At 46.4% G+C, this 18,926-nt stretch carries 16 protein-coding genes; 5 read left to right on the plus strand and 11 right to left on the minus strand.

Going from position 1 to position 18,926, the window contains the following annotated elements:
* Positions 1–7: 7 nt before the first annotated feature.
* Together ACNI23_RS10830 and fsa are read right to left on the minus strand one after the other, a co-directional pair.
* Positions 8–1,420: a glycosyltransferase family 9 protein gene (locus ACNI23_RS10830; protein WP_420248631.1), complete on the minus strand. Its 1,413-nt coding sequence runs from the start codon at positions 1,418–1,420 to the stop codon at positions 8–10.
* Between the two features lie 109 nt (positions 1,421–1,529).
* A complete protein-coding gene (fsa, locus tag ACNI23_RS10835) occupies positions 1,530–2,174 on the minus strand; it encodes a fructose-6-phosphate aldolase (protein WP_420248633.1) in 645 nt (214 codons plus the stop codon).
* A gap of 400 nt (positions 2,175–2,574) precedes the next feature.
* Between fsa and trpB the strand changes: the two genes are divergently transcribed.
* On the plus strand, positions 2,575–3,786 hold the full coding sequence (gene trpB / locus ACNI23_RS10840) for a tryptophan synthase subunit beta (protein ID WP_420248635.1): 1,212 nt from the start codon (positions 2,575–2,577) through the stop codon (positions 3,784–3,786).
* A 141-nt stretch (positions 3,787–3,927) separates the two neighbouring features.
* Here trpB and ACNI23_RS10845 read toward each other — a convergent pair whose 3' ends face one another.
* The gene (locus ACNI23_RS10845; protein WP_420248637.1) at positions 3,928–4,686 is read right to left on the minus strand and encodes a YkgJ family cysteine cluster protein; all 759 of its coding nucleotides are present in this window, start codon (positions 4,684–4,686) and stop codon (positions 3,928–3,930) included.
* Positions 4,667–5,614, minus strand: a complete 948-nt coding sequence (locus ACNI23_RS10850; protein ID WP_420248639.1) for a bile acid:sodium symporter family protein — start codon at positions 5,612–5,614, stop codon at positions 4,667–4,669. The genes ACNI23_RS10845 and ACNI23_RS10850 overlap by 20 nt, the downstream gene beginning before the upstream one ends.
* A 251-nt stretch (positions 5,615–5,865) precedes the next feature.
* Here ACNI23_RS10850 and ACNI23_RS10855 point away from each other — a divergent pair, with 251 nt between their 5' ends.
* Positions 5,866–6,783, plus strand: a complete 918-nt coding sequence (locus ACNI23_RS10855) for a phosphatidylglycerol lysyltransferase domain-containing protein (RefSeq protein ID WP_420248641.1) — start codon at positions 5,866–5,868, stop codon at positions 6,781–6,783.
* A 20-nt stretch (positions 6,784–6,803) separates the two neighbouring features.
* On the opposite strand, the gene ACNI23_RS10860 is transcribed toward ACNI23_RS10855, so the two are convergent.
* The 5 genes from ACNI23_RS10860 to ACNI23_RS10880 all read right to left on the minus strand — a co-directional run bounded on the left by ACNI23_RS10860 (position 6,804) and on the right by ACNI23_RS10880 (position 13,958).
* On the minus strand, positions 6,804–7,121 hold the full coding sequence (locus tag ACNI23_RS10860; RefSeq protein ID WP_420248643.1) for an Hpt domain-containing protein: 318 nt from the start codon (positions 7,119–7,121) through the stop codon (positions 6,804–6,806).
* A 3-nt stretch (positions 7,122–7,124) separates the two neighbouring features.
* Positions 7,125–9,500: a response regulator gene (locus ACNI23_RS10865; protein WP_420248645.1), complete on the minus strand. Its 2,376-nt coding sequence runs from the start codon at positions 9,498–9,500 to the stop codon at positions 7,125–7,127.
* 16 nt (positions 9,501–9,516) lie between these two features.
* The gene (locus ACNI23_RS10870) at positions 9,517–10,530 is read right to left on the minus strand and encodes a BMP family lipoprotein (RefSeq protein ID WP_420248646.1); all 1,014 of its coding nucleotides are present in this window, start codon (positions 10,528–10,530) and stop codon (positions 9,517–9,519) included.
* Positions 10,531–10,546: 16 nt separating this feature from the next.
* Complete coding sequence (gene hydF / locus ACNI23_RS10875) at positions 10,547–12,055, minus strand: [FeFe] hydrogenase H-cluster maturation GTPase HydF (RefSeq protein ID WP_420248648.1); 1,509 nt, start codon at positions 12,053–12,055, stop codon at positions 10,547–10,549.
* A gap of 208 nt (positions 12,056–12,263) precedes the next feature.
* On the minus strand, positions 12,264–13,958 hold the full coding sequence (locus tag ACNI23_RS10880) for a glutamine--tRNA ligase/YqeY domain fusion protein (RefSeq protein WP_420248650.1): 1,695 nt from the start codon (positions 13,956–13,958) through the stop codon (positions 12,264–12,266).
* A 389-nt stretch (positions 13,959–14,347) separates the two neighbouring features.
* On the opposite strand from ACNI23_RS10880, the gene ACNI23_RS10885 reads away from it, so the two are divergent.
* A complete protein-coding gene (locus ACNI23_RS10885; protein ID WP_420248652.1) occupies positions 14,348–14,806 on the plus strand; it encodes a chemotaxis protein CheX in 459 nt (152 codons plus the stop codon).
* A gap of 55 nt (positions 14,807–14,861) precedes the next feature.
* Here the strand turns inward: ACNI23_RS10885 and ACNI23_RS10890 are convergent, their stop codons facing one another.
* Together ACNI23_RS10890 and ACNI23_RS10895 are read right to left on the minus strand one after the other, a co-directional pair.
* Positions 14,862–17,201, minus strand: coding sequence for a sensor domain-containing diguanylate cyclase (locus ACNI23_RS10890; RefSeq protein ID WP_420248653.1), 2,340 nt, complete (start codon positions 17,199–17,201; stop codon positions 14,862–14,864).
* A gap of 92 nt (positions 17,202–17,293) precedes the next feature.
* Complete coding sequence (locus tag ACNI23_RS10895; protein ID WP_420248654.1) at positions 17,294–17,551, minus strand: helix-turn-helix domain-containing protein; 258 nt, start codon at positions 17,549–17,551, stop codon at positions 17,294–17,296.
* A 250-nt stretch (positions 17,552–17,801) separates the two neighbouring features.
* Here ACNI23_RS10895 and ACNI23_RS10900 point away from each other — a divergent pair, with 250 nt between their 5' ends.
* Both ACNI23_RS10900 and groES read left to right on the plus strand, forming a co-directional pair.
* Positions 17,802–18,446 (plus strand): S24 family peptidase, encoded by a 645-nt coding sequence (locus ACNI23_RS10900; protein ID WP_420248656.1) that lies wholly within the window; start codon positions 17,802–17,804, stop codon positions 18,444–18,446.
* A gap of 183 nt (positions 18,447–18,629) precedes the next feature.
* On the plus strand, positions 18,630–18,917 hold the full coding sequence (gene groES / locus ACNI23_RS10905; RefSeq protein WP_420248658.1) for a co-chaperone GroES: 288 nt from the start codon (positions 18,630–18,632) through the stop codon (positions 18,915–18,917).
* Positions 18,918–18,926 lie beyond the last annotated feature (9 nt).

Raw genomic sequence — 18,926 nt, forward strand, 5'->3', positions numbered from 1 at the left:
GTGCTGGTCAGTTGCTGCTTAGAATTGCAGCAAGCAGTTCATAGTAAGATAGGACTCTGATCCACGACTCGCGGCTGTAGTCATTATTTTGCAGAAAAAGTTGTATGTAACCCGTAAATTGCCGCAAAATTAAAGGGCATGAATTCCAAAAAGAATCATCCAGAGGAGCGCTTCGGGCCAACCCGCGGCTGAACTCTTTACCCAAACGCGGAAGGTGTTTAGTCATCTTTCCAGCAAGCTCCGGTTTCTGGACAGCAAACTCTGCCCAAACCCGCTCGGAACCGTCAGAAGACCACAAGCCGAAAACCGTTCCAAAATACTGCTGCCAGAACTTACCCAATAAATCCCCGGCCTGTGCCCTGCTGCCGCTCAACTGGTTCAAATGATATAACCCGTTAGCATTACGTGCAGTTAAAGACATGCGCAAACCGGGCATATTGATTTTCTGTAAACTGGCCCGGTCTTCAACAATTATGCGCTTGGCAGCCACGGCGATACGAGAAGGAGTAAAAGGATTATGACAATACAATTGATCTCGGGTGCAGGACCAACACCCAAGAGCGCAACTCATGGTTGAGCGCAGGATAAAATGATCATTCTGATACGGGCCGGTTTCCCACGGGTTCACATTACCCATGGAAAGGTTGAGTACTTTTAATCCCGACCATGCAGCCAGATGCATGGGGCCGGTATCCGGGGTAATAAAGAGTTGCAAAGACTGCCCCACAGCAATCAATTCCCCCAGCTTAAGTTTACCGGACATATCCAGAACAGGACCTTTACACAGGCGGGCGACTTCCTGCCCCATCCCCTGCTCCATAGGCCCGCCGAATAATACCGGTCTAAGCCCCTTACCCAGCAGTTCCGTACACAAATCGGCCCAAAACCGGACCGAAGGACGCTTAGCCTCCTCACTTGCTCCAAGAAAAATACCGATTCGATTGGAATCCTTATGCAGAGTACGCGGCTGAGGCCATCTGGTACTGGCAAGACTGCTTAGTGGAACGCAATCCAAAGCATTCAAATCCGCCCAGTGAAAAAGATTATGGCGATTATTCTCGACCACACTGGCACGATAAAGCTGCCAGTTACCCAAGATGTGGGTCACCCCGTCCTTAGATGCCACCGGACCGAGCTTAGCTTCGGCCTGCAACTCCCCGGCAAGGTTTGCAGCCTGACTGCGGATACTCAGATTGACAATCAACTCATACTTATTCTGACGCAGAACCTGAACACCTTCCCAAGGGAAATAGGTGACTCTAGGACTGATCGGCATAAGAGGACGAAAAAATTTTTCCTCGGCCACCACCCAGATAGGATGGCCGGGATAGGTTCTTTCCAACCAGAGAAAAAGCGGAAAAGAGAGAATCAAATCCCCCATGCGCTGCATCTGAAGAACAAGTATCGGACGTTTAGACATGGGCGCAGTTTACAGTAATATTTTATAAAATTCTATGGGGAGACGGGCAGCAAAAAACCCGATCCTTAATACAAAGGACCGGGGTTATACTCGAACAGACTTGCCTAAATTACTTGGTAAGCTTCTCCCAGTCAGCATTAAAAGCAGCCAGCCCCTTATCTGTCAGGGGGTGGGCGGCAAGCTGGCTGATTACACTATATGGGATGGTAGCCACGTCCGCACCGATCAGAGCTGAATCCAGCACATGCATGGGATGGCGAATCGAAGCCACCAGAATCTTGGTGGGGAAATCATAATTATCAAAGATAGTACGGATCTGGCGGATGAGCTCCATACCGTCGTGGGCTATTCCATCCAGACGGCCAACAAAAGGACTAACATAAGTGGCCCCGGCCTTGGCAGCCAACAAAGCCTGCAAAGGAGAAAAAACAAGGGTCACATTGGTCTTTACGCCTTTGCGATAAAGGCTTTCTGTAGCCACCAACCCTTCGTTGGTCATGGGAACCTTGATAACCACGTTATCGCCGAACGAAGCGAGGTCTTCGGCCTCACGGATCATTTCCTCGGCACTCTCACCAACAACCTCAAGACTAACCGGACCATCAACTTCCGCGCAGATTGCTTCGGCCTGCTTGCGCCAGTCTCCGCCCTCACGGGAGAGCAGGGTCGGATTGGTTGTTACTCCATCCATCAGTCCCTGCGCCTTAGCCTTCCTTATCTCCTCAAGATTCGCAGTATCCAGAAAGAACTCCATGCACACCTCACAATTAACTTCAATCATTACTAAAACTTACAAACAAAAAACATTTTTTACCGGCACATATTATCCCCAACATAGCCCATTTCGCACTTTTGAAAAAGAGCTATATTTAAAAATAACCGAGGCTTAACCGGGATAAATATAAAATAAGGTTCACAAAATACTCCTTGTTGACAACTCTGCTGATGCGGAGTAAACACTTTTTCATTATGAACGTTTCTTACTCCAACTTTACCCTTTATTTTTGGTGGTGGCGCAGCTAATGCGTCGCGGTTGGTTACGTTCAAAAAACAGGTAACAAATAAAAAATTTCATAGAACCGCGACAGTGAGAACTGATCGCGGTTTTTTTATGCCTGCACAGCACTGTCGTAGAAAAAATTCAGGAGAGAAAAATGACTGACAACGCAACTATCAATGCAGACGGCTTTTTTGGTGAATACGGCGGACAGTACGTTCCCGAACAGCTTCTTCCTATCCTGAACGAGCTGGCGGAAACATATGAAAAGTTCAGAAAAGATCCTGAATTCATCAGAGAATTTCAGTACTATCTGGCTAAATATTCCGGCCGTCCCACTCCCCTATATCTCTGCTCCAACCTCACCGAAGAACTCGGCGGTGCTAAAATTTATCTCAAGCGCGAAGACCTCAACCATCTCGGCGCTCACAAAGTAAACAACACCATCGGCCAGATTCTGCTGGCAAAACGCATGGGTAAGAAAAAAATCATCGCTGAGACCGGAGCCGGACAGCACGGTGTAGCCACTGCCGCAACCTGCGCACTCATGGGTATGAAATGTACCATCGTCATGGGTGAAGTGGACATGGAACGCCAGAAGCTGAACGTTTTCCGCATGCGTATGATGGGTGCGGACGTTGTTGCCGCAACATCCGGGCAGAAAACCCTCAAGGAAGCAGTAGACGAAGCTCTTGCCGCATGGATCGGTGACGCGGAAAACACTTTTTACCTGCTCGGTTCTGCTGTCGGCCCCCATCCCTACCCGATGATGGTCCGCGACTTCCAGTCCGTGATCAGTAAAGAAGCCAGGCAGCAGTGCCTCGAAGACGAAGGACGTCTGCCAGATTACTGCATCGCCTGCGTGGGCGGCGGTTCCAACGCCATCGGCATGTTCGCAGAATTTATCGCTGATGAATCCGTCAAGCTTATCGGTGTAGAACCTTCCGGACGCGGCCTTGAGCCTGGTGATCATGCAGCCACACTCTGCCTTGGAGAACCCGGCGTAATGCACGGCTTCAACTCCTATATGCTCAAGGATGAAAAAGGCGAGCCTGCTCCGGTCTACTCCATATCTGCAGGTCTCGACTACCCAAGCGTAGGCCCCGAGCATTCCCATCTTAAGGACCTCGGCCGCGCTGAATACGTCCATGCATCCGACAAGGAAGCCACCGACGCATTCTTTAAACTTTCCCAGACTGAAGGTATCATCCCCGCACTTGAGTCCTCTCACGCGCTGGCCCACGCTTTCAAGCTGGCACCGCAGCTCGACAAAGACAAAATCATCATCGTCAACCTTTCCGGTCGCGGTGACAAAGACGTTGCACAGATCGAAGACATGATCAGCAAAGGCGAACTTACTTTGCCTTAAAATGTATGCCTCCGGCGGCTTAAACCCTTTTGCAAAAGGGTTTAAAAATCCCAAAACCTTTCATTAGGACTTCGCCATAATATAATAAAGCGGCCTGTTTTCTTTAAGAAAACAGGCCGCTTTATTATTACTAAATATTATTTACAGCTGGCCATTCAACTTCTCACCTGAAAGCCATTTGGCGTAAGTTCCTTCAAAATCGGTCAGAATCTGAGCCATCATAGGCATAAATGCCCCAATATCGCCCTCAATACCGAATCCTGCAAGGTAGGCCTGCTGTCCGGTGAATACCAGATCCTTCTGGACCATGATCAACGCATTCTGCGAAACCGTGACTTTATTTTTCGTGTTGAAACTTTTTTTGCAGGCCTCAAGATCATTTGAAATCCAGTTACGGCAAAGGATGGGGCGCACTTCATAAATGGCGCATTGGTCGGCTTTTAAAAATGGGCAGGGCTGAAAATAGTCCTGGGCAAATTCTTTAAGCTGACCGGGAACAAAATCACCGGCAGCGGTCAGGCATCCCTCGCTCAGCCTGACGAATTCATCTTCGGAACAATCAGCCGCCAGATGAAGGGCAATACGGAAAGCTTCTTGCGGGGTTACTGTGATGTGGGATGAGCAGCAATAGGAGCATCCGGCTGTACAGGCTACTTTGAATTCGGGGTCCAGACTCTGGCCCTGCCCCAACATGGCACTGAAATTTGCACCGAACAGGGTAAGCCCTTTTTCAGCCAGAAGAACAGGGAACTGCGGCATTTCAGGAGTAATACTTGCGCAATCAGCGCATACTGCCATGCTCATATCCCGCAACAGCTTGATCATTTCCGGGTGATCTTCAAAAAAGGGATAGGTATGAGCAAGACCGCTGTCGATGATTTCATCCAGACTGTTTTTCATTCTTCTCTCCTGAAGAAATTACTCGGTTACGGTTCGCGAGCAATATTCCCGAAATATTGTGCCAGAGGCTGAACAAAGCCCCGGGCAAGGCACTCGCAATACCAAAATATTTAGTCGCCAAGGCCACACCAAGACCGGAATTCTGCATCCCCACTTCAATAGCGATGGTAACGCTTTCGCGATGGCTGAATCCGGCCAGCCTGCCGACACCGTACCCGGCCCCCAGTCCACCCGCATTGTGCAGGATAACCGCAACGAAAACAAGAAGCGGAAAAGAAGCCAGCATATCATGGTTCAAACCGATAATGCAGGCAATCAACATGGAGATCACAATAATTGAGATGGAAGGGAAAATATACAGCACTTGATCAAGCCTGCTACGCAGAAATCTGCGCAAAATCAGACCATCCACAAGCGGAAAAATGACAATCCAAAATACGGATTTGACCATGGGCAGAAATGGAATTTCAATCTGCTGGTTAAGGATGACATAGATAATCAGCGGGGTCAGGAGCGGAGCAAGACAAGTCGAGACAAGGGTCATGGTAACCGAAAGGGCCACATCAGCCTTTGCCAGATGCGCAATTACATTTGATGCAGTACCGCCGGGACAAGCTCCGACCAGTATCATTCCAATCAAAGCTTCCTGCGGCAACCCACATAGAGCAGAAAGCCCCACCGCCAGAGCAGGCATGACCGTATACTGCAGCAGGACGCCAAGCCCTACCGCTTTATAGTTCCGTATCGCCGCAGCAAAATCGCTGAACTCAAGGGTCAGCCCCATACCAAACATGATTATGCCCAGACTGAGAGCAATATGCGGCTTAAGCCATGTAAATAAAGTCGGCTCCAGAAAAGCTAAACAGCTCAAAACCACTGCCAGCAAAAGAAAATGCCTCTCTATGGAACGACATAAAACACCAATCATCTTCACTCCTGAGGATACCTGATTGAAAACTTTACGTTGCTGTAGAGCATAATCCCCTACCCCGCAAGCAAGTGCATGCATACCTCTTGAATATGATTCTAATTTTGACATATAATAAGGCGGAAACCTTTAGCTTTATTTAGTTAGCCATGAATTTATATAAATCAGCACAATTTCGTTTTTTACACAGCAATGATCCGAAGTGTGTCCCGGAACTGCTGCCTTATCTTAAAATGTACGGCAACAGGTGTATGTCCTATTCGACAACACAACCGGGATTGAAGCACGCCTTGGTCGAATCCATCGGCTACATTTCGTGGCTGGAGGTAAAAAATTTCCTGTACGGAAAGAGCGCAGTAGTCCTATCCGACCCGGTCGCCGACCCGGCCCACCAATTATTTCTGATAAAAAAACTTGAAGAAAATCTGGGGCGGATAACACTGGTACAGATCAGTAAAGCTTTAGCTGAAACTCTTTTTAATGCAGGATATAGTGTTTACCAGATCGGGGTGGAAACCGAACTGGAGATACAGACATATTCATTGAGCGGAAAGCGCAAAAGCTCACTCCGACAATGGTATAACAAAGGACGAAAATCCGGTCTTATTGTAGAAGAAAAGAAACTTTCAAAAATGAATAGACAGGAGGTTGACAGACTCTGTCAAGACTGGCTCAGCAACAGAGGCGGAACAGAATTTTCGTTTCTGACTAGGCCACTGCCTGAAAGTAATGAAGAGGGAGTTCGTTTCTTCTGGGCCAGAATTAACGGAGAACTACTGGCTCTTGCCGGATTTGATCCCATATACTCTAAAGGAAGAATTATTGGCTATTACCACAACTTCGACAGGTTATGTTCAGGAGCGGTAAACGGAACTTCTGCCTTCACTCTTCTGCAGGCTATGGAAAAATTCCGATTAGAGGGCAAAGAATTAATAAGTCTTGGACTCTCGCCGTTATCAGGCATGGAACAGGGATATAACCTTTCGGGACCGTTGCAAAAACTTGCAGGTATTTTCTATGAATTCGGAGAAAAAGTTTATCCGTTCAAGGGAAATGACAGACACAAATCTAAATTCTGCGGCCGAAGAAGAAAAGTATACGTAGCGAGTAATGCAGGCTGGTTCAATACCATGATGGCGGCAACTACAGCTTGCGGACTGGAGTTGTAAAGAACCGAAGCAGGGTCGAATCAGCTGACCTGAATTTTCAGTTCATCAAGATAAAAACGGTATTTCTTAACTAACGGCTTGAGAGCATCGTCCAATCCAAGTTTGGAGACATCATGAATTGCCATACCAAGCCGGGAAAGAGGATCAAGACAGAAATTGGCAGCTGCACCCTTCAGGCTATGCCCAAGCCGTCCAACTTCTTTCAAATCTCCAGCCTCAAGGCTGCTTTCCATCTGCTGCAATTCGTCAAACTGATGGATTACAAAATGCGGGATCAATTCTCTGAGATCATCATTGATGATAAACAAGTCTTGTCCTGCGTTCTCTCCAGAAATCATTTTTTACTCCAGAATAATATCTTCAGGGAGATCCATTTTAGCAGCAACTGCCGACACAGTGGATCTTATGGTATCCCATTTAACCGGTTTGGATATAAATCCGTCACATCCAGCCTGTGCCGAATCCGTCCGGTTAGAACTGTATGCTCTGGCGGCAATAGCTACAATTATAGATTTTTGTCTTTCGCTGCCGAATTCAACTTCACGCATCCGCTTTACGGCCGAGATCCCATCCATCACCGGAAGCTCCAAATCCATAAAGACAAGATCGTAGCTATTGTCACTAAAAAGTTCCAAAGCCTGCAACCCATCTACTGCAACAGTTATGTCCGCACCAGTATCAAGAATGAAAAGTTCCAGAATTTTACGGTGGTTGTCATTATCTTCCACCAGCAGAACATTGAGTCCCTTTCCGGCTCTATGCCTGTCCTTGGAAGAATCCCCCACAGAAGCAAGGCAGCGGATCAGATCAGCATCAAAAACAGGTTTGATCAAGGTATAATCCGCTCCGACAAGTCTGGCATTCTGTCGCTCTTCCTCCGTACATCCGGCAGAGAACATCATTGCCACGCGACTAGGAAGCACCCCTTTCTGCTGTGCTTTTGAAAGGAAGTCAACCCCCGCCATGTCTGGCATATCACTATCTACAAACAGTAAGTCGTAAGCTTTATCGGAGGCCGCCGCAGCCACCAGATATTCAAGTCCCTCTGGGCCGTTGGAGGCCATAACCGCATCGATTCCGAAGGATTGCAGCCTTCTGGCTAGCACCTCACGCACAGTATAATTATCATCAACAAGCAATACGCGCGTACCGGAAAAATCAGCTACACTGCGTAATGGCTCATACAAAGATTTTTTAAAAGGGATAGAAAAATAAAAGATACTTCCTTTACCGCTTTCGCTCTCAAAACGAATTTCGCCATCCATGAGAACCGCCAGACGTGATGCCGCAGCCAGTCCCAAGCCAACTCCGCTGTACTCACGGGGAGATGTCTCGTCAGCCTGAACGAAACTGTCGAAAATGCTTTCCCGCCGACCTTCGGGAATTCCGATCCCGGTATCGCGAACAGTAAAAAGCAACCGTTCAAAGTCCTCACCAGACTCTTCAACACTCAGACTAACTTCAACCTCGCCACTGGAGGTATACTTAACGGCATTGGATACAATATTCATCAGAATCTGACGAACACGAACCGGATCACCTACCACTTGTGAAGGGACCCCCTGTTCCACGTCACAGATAACTTCAATATCCCGTGCATGCGCGGAATGGGCCACGCTTTTACATACGCTTTGCACATCCTGGGAAGGATCAAATGGAACTGGAACCAATTCAATCTGACCGGACTCAATCTGCACAAAATCAAGAATATCATTGATAATCTTGAGCAGCAGTTCTCCTGACCCCCTGAAAATTTCGACATATCCCATCTGTTCAGGATCAAGCTCAGTACCAAGCAACAAATCCCCCATACCGAGTATGGCGTTCATGGGGGTCCTGATCTCATGACTGATCATTGCCAAAAACTGACTCTTAAACTGGCTGGCTTTTTCAGATTTATCCTTTGATTTCTCCAGTTCGCGTACGGTGAAGGAAAGACTTTCCAGAGCAGCATTCAAATCCTTTTCGGCCCTGCGGCGGATTTCAACTTCATCTCTAAGTTTATAATTAATTTTACTTACAGCTTCAGTACGTTCACTTACCTTTTGATCTAATTCAGATTGGATTTGGATAAGCTTGGCATTAAGATGTTCAAGAGAACCGCTGAGGCTTCCTATCTCATCATCCCTGTCCCCACCTTCAAAAACAACCATTTCCCCTTGTTCAGCAAGCTTTGCCTGCTCCGAAAGCCTGATAACAGGAGAAAGGACAGTCCTGCCGATGAATAAACGCAGACACCCGCCTCCGATCAATGCAACACCAAAAAGAAAAGGAAATATATAAGTTAGAGCAAAAGAGATATTTTTGGCATAACCATTATTCAAGACTCCAACACGGACATGTCCCAAATATTCACCGTCTTTCAGAATTCTTTTTTCAACATAAAAGACATTGCCAGCTTCTTTTCCTTCATCCATTTCGTGAAACTGACTGATAACAGCCCCGGATTGACCATATACAGCACAAGAAACAATATCCTCACCAGAGCAGACATTTTGGACAAGTTCTTCAAGCTTGTAATTCTGAAAGTTCAGAATTGCCTCACTGCTTGAAAAAGCAACCACGGAAGCCACCGCACGCCCCTTGGACTCAATGGAATCTATAATTTCTGCATGATATAGTTCACTAAAGACATAACCCAGCGGCAACAGGATTGCTGCCAGCAGCCCTACCAGTCCCAAGGTAATCCTACGCTTCATCCTGTAAAAAATAGCCATCAAAAAATATCCTGCTTTACTGAGCTGAAGGTTCCACCTTGATTTTACCCGAAATAAGCCCCTTCCTCAAACTATCAAGACGACGAAGAACATCATTAGAAATAAGATGTTTACTATATTTCATTTCAGTCAATCCGACACCGCCGTCTGCAAGACCATATGCTTTACACCCCGGAGTAAAATTTCCATTCAGAACAGCAAGACATTCCTTGTATACAGCCACATCAAGCCTCTTCATCATGCTGGTCAGGACCGTCCCTTTAGCCAGATGGTCTTGATCAGAATCAACACCCACAACCAGATTACCGGTCTCACGTGCAGCCTGAATTATGCCGTTACCAGAGAGTCCCGCAACAGCATAAATAATATCTGTCCCGGCCCCATACATCTTCAAAGCCAGTGCATTAGCCTGCTGCGGATCTTCAAAACCTTTCTCGGAATTTCCCCTGCGCACGAACTTAACATCAACTTCAACGTCCTTGCCGGAAAGTTCCACCCCTCGGCGAAATCCTTTCAAAAAATCCATGATTACGGGCAGCTCATTTCCACCGATAAATCCGATTTTACCGGTCTTTGTCTGCCAAGCGCACAATGCTCCGACCAGACAGGACCCCGAAGCATGTGCGTAATCAACTGAAATAATATTTGGATATCCATCAATATTAGAATCATTGAAAATGAAAACAACCTCGGGATGATCAAGGGCTATTTCCCCAAAACGATTTCCTGCAGGCATACTGTTAACCACCACAATTCCAGCACCTTCGCCGATTGTTGATTTAACGGCATGCGTAACTGACTCTAAAGTAAATCCTCCCCTGAGGACTACCAATTCAACATGTCTATCTTTTTGAAGCCGACGCAAACCACAAGCGACCATCTCGTTGAAAGAGTTGTCATTAATGGTATCGCCGGAAGCAACAAAACCGATTTTTATGGTTTCAGCACAACAAATAGAACTATTTCCAAAACAGGAAATAAATATAAACAGGAATAAAACCATCCCAATATATACTTTTGCCCTACTCATAAAAAACGCCTAAGAATCAAGATTCATCAGTATCATCAGGATCGAGCAGACCTCCAAGGTCGGCTCCCAAAACGCGTCCGGGCCATTTGTAAAAACAGTAACCGTGTTCTTCCACAAACTTCTTGATCTTCTGCTGTCCTCCACGGGCGAATGGCAACGAGGCAAAGCCGATATGCTCCTTTGTAACCTCAATATCCCCGAACAAATACATCAGGTTGAACGGGACAGCTTTTTCAGGGTGTATCTCGGCAGGGACAACCAGATGCATAGCCTGTGAGTTGCTCCCCCTGAATACATTAATCTTTCCAGTCAACTCCTTGCGTTCTTCAACTTCATCCTTGAAAAAAGGTTCAATCAAACGCTTCAGTGTTCCATCCACCTTGGCAACAGCCAGCCCGTAGTTGGTGATAGGAACCTGCTGACGATCACAATCCCTGATCCTTCTAAGCATGTCAGCTCTCTCAGCCATACAGGCGCCGCAATGAACAACAAGCTTGTATTCTGCAAGATCAATGGGCAGACCGCACCCGGTCTTGGATTCAAAAATAATATTACGGTTTGTGTATCCGGCAATTCTTGCGGGAATCATTTCCTTGCCAAGATCCTCAGCTTTCGGATGGTGAGGGCAGGCCTCAACAATAAGCACCTTGTCCCCATCTTGAAGGTTATCAATGGCATTAGCCCCCTGAACAAGCTGCTCCAGATTACCCTTATGACGAGCAAAAAGAATCGGGAAAGTGGTCAAAGAAACATCGCGGGGAATCAGATCCATGACTTTCTTGATGGGCTCAGAATCAGCAATAACTAAAGCCGGACGGCGCTTATGGCCGGAGATGGTCTGATAAAGCTCTCCTTCCTTAACGATAACCGCTATCCCCCCGGCATCGAGGATTTCACGCAGCACCTGCGATTTGGGAAGCCCAAGTCTGCCTTTAGGTGAAACCGGATCTTCAGATACAACGCAGACCACAAAATCCCCCCGGCCCATAAGGTCTCTGGCCAGCACGGGATCAAGCATATTCTCTTCCGGCGCAAGAGCCATAATGGACTTTTTGAGCCGTTCAATACCCCGACCATCAACCGTGGAAGTAGCAACAAAACGGACCCCGCGAGAACCGCAGAACTCCATGTCAGCAAGACTGGGTCTTCTGATATCCGCCTTATTAAAAACCATAACGCAGGGAATGCCGCGATCACGCAATAAATTGGTCAATTCCCGTTCTTCATCAAGGATCCCTGAATCATCGGTAACGATGACCGCTACATCAACACTATACAATGCATCTTTGATGGCCCGGGCCCGGTCATCGCCGGGAACATGTGCATCAGTATCATAAATGGTCACCGGACCCAGCGGGTGAATCTCCGCTCTTGTAAGGGGATACATTTCATCTTCACTGGCCACAGGGCTGACTTCATCGCTCTCAATCCCTGAAAGAGCTCGTATTATTGAAGATTTACCAACATTACTTCTTCCGGCAATGGCAATAGCAAGCTTGGAACCGCTTTCAATTTCAGCAGTCATTCTTCGACCTCCGGTTCATATCTCAGTCAATCAAAATCACAATTCGAAATTCAGTATTATTAGTTACCCAAGAAATAGCACTTTATACAAAACATTTCATCCCAATTATCCACACTAATTTTATGGACAAACATGCGCCAGTGCAAAAAAAATGCGGGACCCCTTAAGGACCCCGCAAAATCTTATCCGCACCCGTAAGGGTACGGTATTACTTTTTCTGATTCTTGGCAATTTTCTTCCAAGAGTCACGCAAGGTGACTGTCCGGTTGAATACCGGTTTTTCAGAAGTATAGTCCGTGTCGGCACAGAAGTAGCCGATCCTTTCAAACTGACAGCGGAAACCGGGCTCCACATTTGCAAGGGAAGGCTCCACGTAAGCGGTGCGAACTTCGAGGGAATCAGCGTTGATGTGATCCTTGAAGTCGGAACCGTCTTTGTTATCCATGGGATTCTCTTTGGTAAAGAGATGATCGTAAAGGCGGACCTCAGCTTCAACAGCATGATCCACGGAAACCCAATGAATGGTTCCCTTGACCTTACGCCCGTCGTTGGACCAGCCACCACGGGTTTCAGGATCATAAGTACAACGGAGTTCAACAACTTCGCCGTTCTCATCTTTAATCACATCTGTACAGGTCACATAATATGCTGCACGCAGACGGACCTCACGGCCAACGGAAAGTCTGAAGAACTTTTTGGGAGCGTCTTCCATGAAGTCATCACGCTCAATATACAGAGTCTTGGTAAAAGGAATCTTACGGCTTCCGGCGGACTCGTCTTCAGGGTTGTTCTGTACTTCGAATTCCTCAACCTGACCTTCGGGATAGTTATCAATAACCAGTTTGATGGGATTAACTACACCCATTACCCGATTGGAGTGGGCATTAAGATCTTCGCGCACGGAGAACTCAAGCAGAGCGAAATCTACCATGTTGGCAGCCTTTGCCACACCGATGCGTTCACAAAAATTGCGAATGGAAGCCGGAGAATAACCACGTCTTCTCATACCGGAAATTGTCGGCATGCGCGGGTCATCCCAGCCGGAAACGTGTCCTTCTTCAACCAACTGAATAAGGCGGCGCTTACTCATTACAGTATAGCTCAGGTTAAGCCTTGCAAATTCAATCTGCTGCGGACGGTAAACCCCGAGAGTCTCAAGGGTCCAGTCATAAAGCGCACGGTTGTTTTCGAACTCAAGGGTGCAGATGGAGTGAGTAATCTTCTCAAGTGAATCGGAAATACAATGGGTAAAGTCGTACATGGGATAGATGCACCATTTATCACCGGTACGGTGATGGTGAGCTTTCCTGATACGGTAGATGGTGGGATCACGCAGTATCACATTGGGAGAAGCCATGTCGATCTTGGCGCGAAGAACGTGTTTACCGTCTTCAAATTCACCGTTTTTCATACGTTCGAAAAGATCAAGGTTCTCTTCAACGGAACGGTCACGGTAAGGGCTGTTCTTACCAGGCTCAGTCAGGGTGCCTCGGTATTCACGAATTTCCTCTGCGCTGAGGCTATCCACGTAAGCTTTGCCTTCCTTAATCAGCTGGACGGCAAAGCCATAAAGTTTGTCAAAATAGTCAGAGGAATAGTGCAGCCTGTCTTCCCAGTCGAATCCAAGCCAGCGGACATCCTTCTCAATGGATTCCACATATTCAGTATCTTCCTTGACCGGGTTGGTATCGTCAAAACGCAGGTTGCATGTGCCTTTGTAATCCTTGGCGAGACCAAAATTCAGGCAGATGGATTTGGCGTGGCCTATATGCAGGTAACCGTTAGGTTCAGGGGGAAAACGAGTAGCCACCCTTCCTTCGTATTTTCCTGTTTCATTATCTTTATCAATAATCGCGGTAATAAAGTTCTTACCTACACTGGACTCGGTTTTATTATCTGACATTTATCTATAATCCTTGATTTTTATCTTTCAGCTGCCCGGATCAGGTTTCAGCAGGCAAGCATCATTCACTAAGAATCTCATCTAAATACGAGAATTTATGTCTACGGTCAAATACCATGAAAGGTAGAGTAAGCCTGATTATTCTATTTGTTGCAGAGTCTCCATATACGGGCTGCATAAATCAAAAAAATAATGTCAAAATACTGAAAGCACTCTTAAAAAAATTGTTCATGATCTTTTTTTCTGTTAGGGTACTTAAAGCGCAACTGCATTGGAATAATTCATGACTTAAAACATGAAATAAAGGTGTGGCCGAAATTACAGGGGAAATTTTCTTTTGGCCTGCCGCAAAAACATATATGCCAACTTTTTTTTAAGGAGTCGCTATAATGAATGTAGAATTGGCTAAACCTTTTATCAAGGCTACCTCGGACATCCTGACAATGATGGCCATGATTACGCCTACAGCGGGGAAGCCGTTTGTAAAAAAAGGTAATGTCGCCAACGGAGATGTAACAGGCATAGTCGGCTTTACAGGATCAGTAAGCGGAAGCATCTCAATTACTTTTGAAAAGGCCTGTGCCGCTCAGATCGTGAAAAACATGCTCGGAGACGACATTCAGGACATCATTCAGGATGTAAAAGATGCAGTCGGAGAAATCACCAACATGGTTTCAGGACAGGCAAGAGCCGGGCTGACTGAAATGGGTTACAAACTTCAGGGCTCAACCCCCACTGTCATCATGGGGGACAATCATACTATTGCCCACGTTACAGCCGGTCCGGTTATGGCGATACCTTTCACCACCGACTATGGTAAATTCACCATCGAATTCGGCTTCGATTAAAAAAATCAGCCCGGAAGCAGATCTTCCGGGCTGATTTTTTTCGAACCCAACCTTCTTACTTTTCTGACGACTCTTCCAAAGTCAACTGCACCTTGACCTGATTACGACCTGCCTCCTTAGCTGCATACAAACCTATATCCGCAGCCTTGAGCAACTGCTCCAATGTCTTTGTATGTTCACTATAAGTTGCAACACCGATACTCACGGTAATATTCAAACTTCCAGAGCGGGTATTCATTTTAGTTGATTCAATTTCCGCCCGCAGTCTCTCTGCAACCTGAGTCGCCCCGTCAAGACCGGTATCAGGCAGAAGGATAGAAAATTCCTCCCCACCGATCCTGCCGAATACGTCAATATTACGTAAAATTTTAAGCCCTGTTTTTGAGAGGGCTTTCAAAACATCATCACCTGCATCATGCCCATACATATCATTGACCGTCTTGAAATAATCAATATCAACCATCAATAATGAAAGTTCACGCCCGTATCTGCGGGTTCTCTCTAAAGCATCCTCTGCACTTTCCATGAAAAAGCGGCGGTTGCTGAGTCCGGTCAGGGAATCAGTGGTTGCCAGTTTACGCAACTTATCTTCCGCTTCCTTACGCTCGGTGACATCCCTGAAGGTTCCTACCACCCACCACTGATCATCCTTGCGTAAGGGGGACAGAAGAACTTCTGCCGGGAAGACATCCCCTCCCTTACGACGTACATTCACGGTAAATGAACCGTAACTTGAGAGTAGCCCGTCAATATAGTTATCAGCTTCACCTAAATTTTCCGGAGATAAGTTGTCTTCTGCATGAAAACAGCATTGCAGACTTTCCCCGAGCATTTCATCAGCCCTGTACCCGAAAATTTTCTCCGCAGCCGGATTCCAAAAATGGACCAAACCTTTCTCATCCATCAACACTAAAGCATCCTGAACAGAATCACTTATGCTCTGAAGCATGTCTTCGCGATCCTGTAAGTCCTGCAGAGTCTTTTTCTGATTACTGATATCGGAGGCTGCCCCACGGAACCCGGTCACAACACCTTCAGCATCAAAAACCGGAACTCCGTTGAATTCAAGCCAGATCTTGCGGCCATCACGATTGACAAATCTAAAGACTAAACCTTTAAAACTGTTGCCGAACTGAGCTGCATCCAGAAATTCCTTACGTACATCCCATGAATATTCCTCATCCACAAAATCAAAGGGAGAACGTCCAATGAGTTCCTCTGCACTATAACCAAGAACATCCTCAGCCCTGCCGGTCACGAACACAAAACTTCCGTCAGGCCCGGTCTCCCAGATAAATTCACCGGCTGCATCAGCCACATCCATGAAACGCTTTTCACTGTCCTCAAGAGCCAGACGAATCTCCTCGCTGGCAACTGTCACGGAAGTTTGTCTCCAGAATAGATAACCGAGCATAACAACGAGAAAAGCCAACAGCACAAGCATGATATTACGGCGCGGAACCACTAAAGATTCATTAGGAACCCGGGAAATAACCTTCCACCCTTCACTGAAAACAACATCCTGCCGTAAAACATAATGAAAAGAGTTGCTGCTTAGCGAATCAAAGGTATACAGGCCGTCCGGACCTGCAAACTGTCCGTCATTTTTATTTTTTATTTCATTCCAGACTTCAGGAAACTCCTGTTCAAGAAGTCCTTCCTTGGGTTTGAAAAGAAATTTCCAGCTAAATGTTTCGTCCGGACCGACAATCCACCCCCCATTGTTATTAACAAGAAACAAATCGCCAAACGATTCAACTCCAGCTTCATTGAAAATTTTGAAAAGTATGTCTCCAGAAAAATTCAGGACGAGAAATCCAGAATTCATTCCATCCGCATAAACCTTTTTTACAATCCTGATTACCGGGGTATAAGGAATAACCACCTTGCCGAATTCCATATTCAAGTCAAAGCTCGAAATATAAACCTCGTCTTTTAGCTTTGCCGCTCTCGTTATATATAACCGTCCACTTTTATCCTGAAGATAGTTTCCAGCAACCCGGACCGGTCTCCCGGCATCAATATTAATCCTGACCAACTCCATCCCTTCAGACGAAAGATACCGAAGCTGCACACATCCCTTGCAACGAGAACCAAACACGGAAAACAGTTCCGCAATACGTTCACGCTTAGCAAAGGAATCCCCCGGACCAGCCAATTGCTCTTCGACCAGACCGGAAAGAATCGCAGTATATTCAATGTCGGATTCGAGCCACGAATTAAAAGCAGAAATATTACTTTTAACCAGATCGATCTCATGGTTTTTCACGATCTTATGATATTGGTCCCGCTGAGTAAGCAAAGCCCACGCTGAAACGGCAAGAATAAGCACAACGACGATGGAGAACCGCTTGAGAAAATATAAAATAACGCTTCTTGTTTTTTTTGTTTTCATAAAAACTGGCATCCCGGACGGAAGTTCATTGCGAGCATAACACAAACCCATCAGATCTCTTAGTATTCAAAATACACCGGTACAATAACATATTACATTATTTCGGTATCACGTTCAACGTAATTGGCGAAACTACGAATTCTCTGGGCAGTGCGTACCGAAATACCGAACCTTTCAGCCACTTGCGCCGGAGTTGCGCCACGTTCATACGCCTTGAGAATACGTTCCCGTAACTTAAGTTTCTGCAGTTCATCCAGATCAGGAACTGATACTCTTGTACCTCCCCAGCAATACATCAATCTTTCCGCGGCTTCCCTGCCCAGCACATTAATCAAACCTTCAGCTGACATTGCACGCCTCCCGTCAATATCAGGAAACATCACAGAACCTGAAATTTTGCCCCCTCCCATCAGCATCCCCTCTTTACTTTTGAAATTCACGACAAAACAGACAATGACGGGACCCTAACTATTACCAAAAACTCATCATAGCAAGCCATTTCGTAAATTAATAATACCAATTGGTAAATACTAACAAAAAAAGAAACTTATTGAGGACAAAATAATCAAAAAAATGTACTAATATTACCAAGGAGGAAACATGGGTTTCTACAATGATTTAGTCGAAGGGTTGCGAAACATGATTGGTCAGAATCGCAAGTACGCAAACCCGACACAAATGGCCAAGGCATGCGGAGTCGCTCCCAACCAGATAATCCGCTACATCAAACAAGAGCGGGGCAAACACATTCAAGTACTGGCGAGAGTGCTTGATGAGGTCGGTGCACGTATTGTTTTTCCGGAAGACAAGACCGCAAGTGATGACAATTTCCTTACTCCTAAAAAAGCGCTTGCCCGTGCAGACCGGAACGGCGAAAAGTTGAATATAAATGGCGAGGCTCAAGGGATGCTGGCATTCAACATCAATTGGATGGCAGAGAAAGGCGATCCGGACTCCATGAAGCTGCTAACAGTTACTGGAAATGCCATGGCTCCGCGTATTGAAGATGGTAATCACGTTCTGGTGGACGAATCTCAGAAAGATTTTTTTGAAGGACGCATCTATGCCGTGCGTATTGATGAAGAAATTCTGGTGCGAAGAGTAGCAAGGGAGCCGGGAAAAATTCTACTTCTTTCCGAAAACCAGGAAATCTCTCCCGGACCTATAGTCCTTGAAAGCAACAATCCGGCGCATAACTGGGCTCCGATAGGCAGGGTTGTTTTTGTAGCAAAGGACCTTCTTTAGAGCATCTGTTCCATGATTTTCAAAAAAAAAGCTATCACGCTGTTGACAGTTTTTAATAATGACTTACTTTCATTCAATCCCTGCGGCGGGATTCTTTTTCTACTAAATAATGAGAAGTCGCAGCGATCCACAGGCCAAGAGCCTGAAAGCAAAAAATAGTATCGAAATATTGGAGGAAAACTGATGAAACTTAAGCCGTTAGCAGACCGTGTACTGGTCAGACGCCTTGAAGTGGAAGAAAAAACCGTTGGCGGAATCATTATCCCCGACTCCGCAAAAGAAAAACCCCTCAAAGGTGAAGTTATCGCAGCTGGCCCCGGCAAGCTTGATGACAATGGCTCCAGAGTAGCTCTGGGCGTAAAAGAAGGCGACGCTGTTCTTTTCGCTAAATACGCAGGGACTGAAATCAACATCGAAGGTGTAGATCACCTGATCATGCGTGAAGACGACATCCTCGCTGTTGTCGAATAGTCAGACTGC

The organism is Maridesulfovibrio pacificus (SeqCode) (genome assembly GCF_048612815.1).
GTDB classification, from domain to species: Bacteria; Desulfobacterota; Desulfovibrionia; order Desulfovibrionales; family Desulfovibrionaceae; genus Maridesulfovibrio; species Maridesulfovibrio pacificus.

Bases quoted from the DNA above. Each gene is read 5' to 3' on its own strand.
- ACNI23_RS10830 (WP_420248631.1), bottom strand. From the start codon at position 1,420: ATGTCTAAACGTCCGATACTTGTTCTTCAGATGCAGCGCATGGGGGAT.
- fsa (WP_420248633.1), bottom strand. From the start codon at position 2,174: ATGGAGTTCTTTCTGGATACTGCGAATCTTGAGGAGATAAGGAAGGCT.
- trpB (WP_420248635.1), top strand. From the start codon at position 2,575: ATGACTGACAACGCAACTATCAATGCAGACGGCTTTTTTGGTGAATAC.
- ACNI23_RS10845 (WP_420248637.1), bottom strand. From the start codon at position 4,686: ATGAAAAACAGTCTGGATGAAATCATCGACAGCGGTCTTGCTCATACC.
- ACNI23_RS10850 (WP_420248639.1), bottom strand. From the start codon at position 5,614: ATGATTGGTGTTTTATGTCGTTCCATAGAGAGGCATTTTCTTTTGCTG.
- ACNI23_RS10855 (WP_420248641.1), top strand. From the start codon at position 5,866: ATGTCCTATTCGACAACACAACCGGGATTGAAGCACGCCTTGGTCGAA.
- ACNI23_RS10860 (WP_420248643.1), bottom strand. From the start codon at position 7,121: ATGATTTCTGGAGAGAACGCAGGACAAGACTTGTTTATCATCAATGAT.
- ACNI23_RS10865 (WP_420248645.1), bottom strand. From the start codon at position 9,500: ATGGCTATTTTTTACAGGATGAAGCGTAGGATTACCTTGGGACTGGTA.
- ACNI23_RS10870 (WP_420248646.1), bottom strand. From the start codon at position 10,530: ATGAGTAGGGCAAAAGTATATATTGGGATGGTTTTATTCCTGTTTATA.
- hydF (WP_420248648.1), bottom strand. From the start codon at position 12,055: ATGACTGCTGAAATTGAAAGCGGTTCCAAGCTTGCTATTGCCATTGCC.
- ACNI23_RS10880 (WP_420248650.1), bottom strand. From the start codon at position 13,958: ATGTCAGATAATAAAACCGAGTCCAGTGTAGGTAAGAACTTTATTACC.
- ACNI23_RS10885 (WP_420248652.1), top strand. From the start codon at position 14,348: ATGAATGTAGAATTGGCTAAACCTTTTATCAAGGCTACCTCGGACATC.
- ACNI23_RS10890 (WP_420248653.1), bottom strand. From the start codon at position 17,201: ATGAAAACAAAAAAAACAAGAAGCGTTATTTTATATTTTCTCAAGCGG.
- ACNI23_RS10895 (WP_420248654.1), bottom strand. From the start codon at position 17,551: ATGTCAGCTGAAGGTTTGATTAATGTGCTGGGCAGGGAAGCCGCGGAA.
- ACNI23_RS10900 (WP_420248656.1), top strand. From the start codon at position 17,802: ATGGGTTTCTACAATGATTTAGTCGAAGGGTTGCGAAACATGATTGGT.
- groES (WP_420248658.1), top strand. From the start codon at position 18,630: ATGAAACTTAAGCCGTTAGCAGACCGTGTACTGGTCAGACGCCTTGAA.